The sequence below is a fragment of the Streptomyces malaysiensis subsp. samsunensis genome (assembly GCF_024519315.1).
Lineage (GTDB): Bacteria > Actinomycetota > Actinomycetes > Streptomycetales > Streptomycetaceae > Streptomyces > Streptomyces malaysiensis.
On record NZ_JANIIC010000026.1, the window covers coordinates 116,716 to 124,849 of the forward strand.

5 protein-coding genes, 1 tRNA gene and 1 pseudogene are annotated in these 8,134 nt (G+C 70.0%); 6 read left to right on the plus strand and 1 reads right to left on the minus strand.

All coding sequences use genetic code 11. The features are described from left to right. Positions 1–391 precede the first annotated feature (391 nt). A pseudogene (locus NQU54_RS49795) lies at positions 392–823 on the plus strand (recombinase family protein); the annotation flags it as partial. Positions 824–1,770: 947 nt separating this feature from the next. Here the strand turns inward: NQU54_RS49795 and NQU54_RS22360 are convergent. Next, positions 1,771–1,842 (minus strand) — tRNA-Arg (locus NQU54_RS22360). 231 nt (positions 1,843–2,073) lie between these two features. Here NQU54_RS22360 and NQU54_RS22365 point away from each other — a divergent pair. The 5 genes from NQU54_RS22365 (at position 2,074) to thrC (ending at position 8,078) form a co-directional block, all read left to right on the plus strand. Further along, positions 2,074–2,505 carry a response regulator gene (locus NQU54_RS22365; protein WP_231981292.1) on the plus strand — a complete coding sequence of 144 codons (432 nt, stop codon included), beginning with the start codon at positions 2,074–2,076 and terminating at the stop codon, positions 2,503–2,505. 324 nt (positions 2,506–2,829) lie between these two features. Continuing rightward, on the plus strand, positions 2,830–3,846 hold the full coding sequence (gene nrtL / locus NQU54_RS22370) for an ArgS-related anticodon-binding protein NrtL (RefSeq protein WP_257632615.1): 1,017 nt from the start codon (positions 2,830–2,832) through the stop codon (positions 3,844–3,846). Between the two features lie 26 nt (positions 3,847–3,872). Next, positions 3,873–5,264: a diaminopimelate decarboxylase gene (lysA, locus tag NQU54_RS22375; RefSeq protein ID WP_257632616.1), complete on the plus strand. Its 1,392-nt coding sequence runs from the start codon at positions 3,873–3,875 to the stop codon at positions 5,262–5,264. Between the two features lie 290 nt (positions 5,265–5,554). After that, complete coding sequence (locus NQU54_RS22380) at positions 5,555–6,847, plus strand: homoserine dehydrogenase (RefSeq protein WP_257632617.1); 1,293 nt, start codon at positions 5,555–5,557, stop codon at positions 6,845–6,847. A gap of 112 nt (positions 6,848–6,959) precedes the next feature. Next, complete coding sequence (thrC, locus tag NQU54_RS22385) at positions 6,960–8,078, plus strand: threonine synthase (protein ID WP_232564714.1); 1,119 nt, start codon at positions 6,960–6,962, stop codon at positions 8,076–8,078. Positions 8,079–8,134: the final 56 nt, after the last annotated feature.

The following is an 8,134-nucleotide window of genomic DNA, read 5'->3' on the forward strand; positions in this document are numbered from 1 at the left end:
GCGTAACGCGAGAGCCGCGCTCCCGCCCGGCTGGGTGATTGTCGCCCATTTCTACGATGTGGAATCCGGCCGTAAGGAGTTGCGCGAGCGGGGCAATTCCCTTGCGCACCAGCAGTTCCAGATTCCCATTCCCCGCGATGGCAGTGTGGCCGATCTGCTTGATGAGGCGCAGCGGCCTGACCGCCGCTTCGCCGCAGTTATCTGCGAGTCCATTGAACGCGTCGCGCGCCGGACCTATTTCGGTACGAAGATCGAGTACGAGCTGGAGCAGGCAGGCGTCGCCCTGTGTGCCGCCGATGAGCCGATCGTCACCGGTCCGCGAGCCAAACGCGCTACGCCCACGCTCACGCGGCGCGTCAAGCAGGCGGTCTCCGAGTGGTACGTGTTGCAGATGCTGGAGCTGTCGTGGGACGGCTTCATCGAGCATGTCTCTCAGGGCTGGAATGTGGGCAAGCCGCCCTACGGCTATCGCGCGGAAAAGGTCCCGCACCCTGTCCCGGCTCGCCGGGCCGAGGGCCGCACCAAGCACCGACTCGTCCCGGACGCGTCCCGGGCCCCGGCCGTCACCTACATCTTCCAGCTCCGCGGACTGGACAAGCTCGGATACGACGCCATCGCCGACCGCCTGAACCTGGATCCTGTGGCGTACCCGCCCCCGGAGCCCACTCGCCCCGACATGGCCCTCCATCGCTGGAGCGGGTCGGCCGTGCGAGAGATCCTGCGCAACCCCAAGTACACCGGCTATCAGGTCTGGAACCGCCGCGCGACGACGAAAGGCGGCTGCTACAACGACCCCAAGGACTGGGTATGGTCCCCGCAGCCCACCCACGAGCCGCTCGTCTCCAAAGAGCTGTTCGATGTGGCTTCCACCGTGGCGCGCAAGCGCCAGGGGTCACGGACGACGCCCGGTCGCAACTCCCACCCGGCGACCCGGCGTTCCTATGTCCTGCGGTCGTACGTCGTCTGCGAGATCTGCGACCGCCGTATGTTCGGCAAGAATCGCCACCGGATCTCGTACTACGCCTGTCAGGTCGACCCGAACGAACACCGGGACAAGCCCTGGTTCGGTGGGCATCCGAAGAGTTTGTGGGTCCGGGAAGAGGCCTTGATCACATCCGTCTCCCACTTCTTCGCTACTCGCGTCTTCGGCCCCGACCGGCGCACCCATCTCGGAGCCGCGCTCGAAGCCGCCCGGCTGGCGGACGGGCCCGGGGACCGCACCGCGAAGGAACGCACCGCGCTGGAGCAGGCCATCAAGGCCATCGGCGAGCGTCAGGCCCGGCTCATCCGCACTCTCGCCGATGGGTTTGGCGATGACGAGCGGGCCAGCGGGACCGACCCGGAACAGGAGAAGGAGTTTCGCGACGCGATCCGCCGGGAGCACGCCGCCCTGGGCAAGCAGCGCACAGAGCTGGCCGAGCAGCTGGCCCGTCTGGAAACCCCGGAGCAGGAGGTACGGCCCGTCGACAGCGCTGCCCTGCTGGACGCGCTCCCGCGCCTCGATATCGACCTCGCCTTGGTCCCGGAGGAGATCCAGCGGCGGCTCTACGACGCTTTCGGGCTGGAGGTCCGCTACAGCCGGCCCCGCGAGGAAGTGACCCTACGGGTGACGATCCCCGGGCATCTGCTTGACGGACTGGTGGCCGTCACCCGTGAGCTGGACCCGTGGAACAAAAAATCGGGCGCCCGCACCGAAGTGCTGGCACCCGATCATGACACCCGGGGTGGACAAACGCGGCATAACCGTCGCATTCATTCCCATCCCCTGGGTGCCCCCGGCAGGATTCGAACCTGCGCACACGGCTCCGGAGGCCGTTGCTCTATCCCCTGAGCTACGGGGGCTTGCGCCTGTCGCTGCTGTCTCGCGGCGACAGGTAGAACACTATCAGCTCGCAGAGGGTGGTCATGAACGCTTATCGGGGGCAGGCGGGCGGGGTGGGTGGGGCGGGAGCGGAGGGGTGTATACCGCATGTGGAGGTCGGGGCGTAGGGGTCTTGGGGAAAGGTCCCTCGCACGGGGCGGAAGTGGGGAAAACCCGGACGCAGCCGCGGCTGCCCGCCTACTCTTCAGGATGTGCCTGGCTTGTCCGGCCGGGTCCTTGTCGTCGACGACAACAAGGTCATCCGGCAGCTGATCAGGGTCAACCTCGAGCTGGAGGGCTTCGAGGTCGTGACCGCGGCCGATGGTGCCGAGTGCCTGGAGATCGTTCACCAGGTGCGGCCCGATGTGATCACTCTCGATGTTGTGATGCCCAGACTCGATGGGCTGCATACGGCGTCGAGGTTGCGTGCTGATGCTCGTACGTGTCATGTGCCCGTCGCGATCATCAGTGCGTGTACGCAGTATGAGATGGACAGCGGGAAGGCGCTGGGCGTTGATGCCTTCCTCGCGAAACCCTTCGAGCCCGCCGATCTTGTCGAGCTCGTACGGAGGCTGATGAGGCAGGGGGCGGCCGGTGCGGCGGCGCCTGGTGATGCCGAGCCGGTTGTGGGGCCCACCGGGTAGTGGTGGGCCCCGGCCCGGCCCCGGTGGGTTGTTTTCTCCGGTTCTGGTCTGGGGCCTCTGGCTTCCTCCTTCCGGGACCGGTCTGGGACTTCTTCTCCCCGGGGTCCGGTCCCGGGCCTCTTTCCGCCGGGTCTGGACTGGAGGGTGTTCCTCTCGGTTCTGGTCTGGGGCTCTGTTTTGGGTTTCGGGTTTGCTCGGGGCCGGGTCTCCTTTTGGTGTTCCTCTCGGGGGCTCTCCCTCCCCTTCGGGCGTGTGTCGTCCGTGGTCGTCCGAAGGGCGAAACCGGTTCGCTTTCGTACCCCCCTCCTCCCATACGCTGGTCCCGTGACTCCCGCCCAGCTCTCCCGCACTGTGCTGCACACCGTGCGTCGTGCCGTTGAGGACGACGAGCTGTGCGTTGCCGTGCCGGAGCGGGTGAAGGTGCGGACTCCGCCTCGGCCCGGGTGTGGGGATTACGCGACCAATGTCGCCCTGCTGCTGGCCAGGGGTGAGAGGGGTGAGGGGGACGCGCTCGTTATCGCCGAGGTTCTGCGGCGGCGGCTTGTCCGTACGCCTGGGATCGCTCGCGTCGACGTCGCTGACCCCGGGTTTCTCAACATCACCCTTGATGCCAGCTCCCACGCTGAGCTTGTGCGGGACATCCTCTCTGCGGGGTCTCGCTACGGGCACGGGGACGCGCTTGCCAGGGTTTCCGTTCCGCTCGGGCCCGCGAACGAGGTGCGGGCCGCGCTCGTCGCTCATGTTGTGCGGGGTCTCGTCGGTGCCGCCGGGGGAGTCGTCATCGCAGGTCATGGGCCCGTCGTGCGAGCCTCTCCGGCCTCCGGGGCCGATCTGCTCCGCTCCCTTGGCCCCGACGCCGCCCGCTGGGCTCTGCTTCGGCCCGCCGGGCATGATCTGCCCGATCTCGACCCCTCCCGGCTTCTCTCGCAGCGCGAGGACAACCCCCTCTTCCGGGTTCGGTACGCCCATGCCCGTACCCGCGCCCTGATGCGGAACGCCGGCCAGCTCGGCCTCGCACCTGAGCCCCAGCCCGAGTCCGGGGCGGCGTACGACCACCCCGCCGAGACCGGCCTTCTCGCCCTCCTCGCCGATCACCCCCGCACCATCGAGGCCGCCGCCCGGCACCGTGCGCCCGACCAGCTCGCGCGGCATCTCGTCGGCGTCGCTGATGCCTTCTTCCGGTTCCATGACCGGTTCCATGACGACTGCCCGGTCCTGCCCTCCCACCAGCACAAACCCTCGGCCGTCCACCGTTCCCGGCTGGCCCTTGCCGACGCCACCGGGGCGGTGCTCGCCGGCGGCCTGCACCTGCTCGGCATCAGCGCACCCGATCATCTGTAAGACCCGAGAGAGACAGCAGAGACAGCATGAGCCGTTCCGCCCACCCCGCCGGGCCCCGTCACGCCGATGTCCTTCCCGAGGGGCACTACGCCGCGCCGCCCGCCGATCTCAATCAGCTCGATCCGCGCGTGTGGTCCCGTACGGTCGGCCGGAACGCCGACGGGGCCATGACCGTCGGCGGGATCGACGTCAAGACGCTCGCCGAGGAGTTCGGGACCCCCGGCTACTTCCTCGACGAGGCCGATTTCCGGGCCCGCTGCCGGGCCTGGCGGGAGGCTTTCGGGGAGGACGCCGACGTGTTCTACGCCGGGAAGGCGTTCCTCTCCCGCGCCGTGGTGCGCTGGCTGAACGAGGAGGGGCTCAACCTCGACGTGTGCTCCGCCGGGGAGCTGGCCACCGCGCTCGCCGCGGGGATGCCCGCCGAGCGGATCGCGCTGCACGGGAACAACAAGTCCACCGGCGAGATCGAGCGGGCCGTCGCGGCGGGCGTCGGGCGGATCGTGCTCGACTCGTTCCAGGAGATCGTGCGGGTCGCGCATATCGCCACGCGGCTCGGCAAGCGCCAGCGGGCGCAGATCCGGGTCACCGTCGGTGTCGAGGCCCATACGCACGAGTTCATCGCGACCGCCCACGAGGACCAGAAGTTCGGCATTCCGCTCGCGGGCGGGCAGGCCGCCGAGGCCGTGCGGCGGGCGCTCAAGCTGGACGGGCTCGAGCTCATCGGGATCCACTCGCACATCGGGTCGCAGATCTTCGACACCTCGGGCTTCGAGGTGGCCGCCCACCGCGTCGTCGGGCTGCTGAAGGAGATCCGGGACGAGCACGGTGTCGAGCTGCCCGAGATCGACCTCGGCGGTGGCCTCGGCATCGCGTACACCTCGGAGGACGACCCCCGCGAGCCGCACGAGATCGCCAAGGCGCTGCGCGACATCGTCCACCGTGAGTGCGACGTCGCCGGGCTCGCCGTGCCGCGGCTGTCGGTCGAGCCGGGGCGGGCGATCGTCGGGCCGACCGCGTTCACGCTCTACGAGGTGGGCACGGTCAAGGAGCTCCCGGGGCTGCGGACGTACGTCAGCGTCGACGGCGGGATGTCCGACAACATCCGTACCGCGCTCTACGACGCGGAGTACTCCGTGGCGCTGGTCTCCCGCGCCTCCACCGCCGAGCCGATGCTCTCCCGCGTCGTCGGCAAGCACTGCGAGTCCGGCGACATCGTCGTACGGGACGCCTTCCTGCCCGCCGATCTGGCGCCCGGCGATCTGATCGCCGTTCCCGCCACCGGCGCGTACTGCCGCTCGATGGCGAGCAACTACAACCACGCGCTCCGCCCGCCCGTCGTCTCCGTACGGGACGGGCAGGCGCGCGAGATCGTCCGGCGTGAGACGGAGGAGGATCTGCTGCGGCTCGATGTCGGTTAGCGAGGATCGGTCGGCATGCCGGTTGGCGAGGATCGGTCGGCAGGAGCCTGCCGGAGGGTTGCTGTCAGTGGGAGTCCGTCGGCCCGGACCGGTCGGCGGGAACCCGTCGGCGGGTTCCCGCCGACGAGAACCCGCCGGACAGAGCCCCCAGCCGCACCCCGCCGGCGGCAATCGGCTAGCGAGAAATGGATCTCGGATACTGGACCTGGGACGGAAAATCCCTTCCGGTGCATGAGACTGGTGCACTAACGCGCCGATGCATTAACGCGATGGATGAGAAACGAGGTCGGATGATGCGTACGCGTCCGCTGAAAGTGGCGCTGCTGGGCTGTGGAGTGGTCGGCTCAGAGGTGGCGCGCATCATGACGACGCATGCGGACGACCTCGCGGCGCGCATCGGCGCCCCGGTCGAGCTGGCCGGGATCGCCGTGCGGCGGCCCGGCCGGGTCCGGGAGGGGGTGCCGGCCGAGCTGGTGACCACCGATGCCACGGCCCTGGTCAAACGCGGGGACATCGATGTGGTGGTCGAGGTCATCGGCGGGATCGAGCCCGCCCGCACCCTCATCACCACCGCCTTCGACCACGGCGCGAGCGTGGTGTCCGCGAACAAGGCGCTGGTCGCCCAGGACGGCGCGGCACTGCACGCCGCGGCCGAGCAGCGCCGTGCGGACCTCTACTACGAGGCCGCGGTCGCGGGGGCGATCCCGCTGGTGCGGCCGCTGCGCGAGTCGCTCGCGGGCGACAAGGTCAACCGCGTCCTCGGCATCGTCAACGGCACCACCAACTTCATCCTCGACCGGATGGACTCCAGCGGCGCCGGCTACAGCGAGGCGCTGGACGAGGCCACCGCCCTGGGCTACGCAGAGGCCGACCCGACCGCCGACGTCGAGGGCTTCGACGCGGCGGCGAAGGCCGCGATCCTCGCCGGGATCGCCTTCCACACCCGGGTCACCCTCGACGATGTGCACCGTGAGGGCATCACCGAGGTGACCGCCGCCGATATCGCCTCCGCCAAGCGGATGGGCTGCACCGTCAAGCTGCTCGCGATCTGTGAGCGGGCCGCGGACGGCCGGTCGGTCACCGCGCGGGTGCATCCGGCGATGATTCCGCTGAGCCACCCCCTGGCCTCCGTGCGCGAGGCGTACAACGCGGTCTTCGTGGAGGCCGACGCCGCGGGGCAGCTGATGTTCTACGGCCCGGGGGCGGGCGGTTCGCCGACCGCCTCGGCCGTCCTCGGCGACCTCGTGGCCGCCTGCCGCAACAAGCTGGCGGGCGCCACCGGACCCGGGGAGTCCGCCTACAGCCGGCTTCCGGTGAGCCCGATGGGCGATGTGGTCACTCGATACCACATCAGCCTGGACGTCGCCGACAAACCGGGAGTTCTCGCACAGGTCGCCATGGTCTTCGCCGAGCATGGCGTGTCCATCGATACCGTCCGCCAGCAGGGGAAGGACGGCGAGGCGTCCCTGGTCGTCGTGACCCACCGCGCGAGCGACGCCGCGCTGACGTCGACCGTGGAGGCGCTCCGCCGGCTCGACACCGTCCGCGATGTCGCGAGCATCATGCGGGTCGAGGGCGAGTAGCCGATGCCGCGAGCAGCCGGGGACGTCGAGGACGAGTGGTCGAGGGCGGATGGAGGCCGGGCAGTGGTCGGGCTGAGGCCGAACAGAGGGTGAGCGGAGAGTAAGGGAAATCATGAACGCAATCGCCGACGCCGGGCCTCGAATGTCCGGCACCCGCCAGTGGCACGGCTGGCGGGGCATCATCGAGGAGTACCGCGACCGTCTCCCGGTCAGCGAGACGACGCCCGTCGTCACCCTGCGCGAGGGCGGTACGCCGCTGGTTCCCGCGCAGGTGCTCTCCGAGCGCACCGGCTGCGAGGTCCACCTCAAGGTCGAGGGCGCCAACCCCACCGGGTCGTTCAAGGACCGCGGGATGACGATGGCCATCAGCGCGGCCAAGGAGGCCGGTGCCAAGGCCGTCATCTGCGCCTCCACCGGCAACACCTCGGCCTCGGCGGCGGCGTACGCCGTGCGGGCCGGGATGGTCTGCGCGGTGCTGGTACCGCAGGGCAAGATCGCGCTGGGCAAGATGGGCCAGGCCCTCGTCCACGGCGCGAAGATCCTCCAGGTCGACGGCAACTTCGACGACTGCCTGACGCTGGCCCGCGGGCTGTCGGAGAAGTACCCGGTGGCGCTGGTCAATTCGGTCAACCCGGCCCGTATCGAGGGCCAGAAGACCGCCGCCTTCGAGATCGTGGACATGCTCGGGGACGCGCCCGACATCCATGTGCTGCCGGTCGGCAACGCGGGCAACATCACGGCCTACTGGAAGGGCTACAAGGAGTACGCGGCGCCGTTCGCCGACAGCGGGCCGCACGCCTCCCGTACGCCCCGGATGTGGGGCTTCCAGGCGTCCGGCGCGGCGCCGATCGTGCGCGGTGAGCCGGTCAAGGAGCCGAGCACCATCGCCACCGCCATCCGCATCGGCAACCCCGCCTCGTGGGCCTTCGCCGAGCAGGCGCGCGACGAGTCCGGAGGTCTGATCGACGAGGTGACCGACCGTCAGATCCTCGCCGCCTACCGGCTGCTCGCCGCGCAGGAGGGCGTTTTCGTCGAGCCCGCCTCCGCCGCGAGCGTGGCGGGTCTGCTGAAGGCCGCCGAGCAGGGGCTGGTCGACCCGGGCCAGCGCATCGTCTGCACGGTGACCGGAAACGGCCTCAAGGACCCGGACTGGGCGGTGGCGGGTGCGCCGCAGCCGGTCGTGGTCCCGGTGGACGCGGACGCCGCGGCCGTACGGCTCGGGCTGGGCTGATACGGCGGGGCGCGCCCACCCCGCCCCCCCCCCCCCCCCCCGCCCGGCGGCCCCGG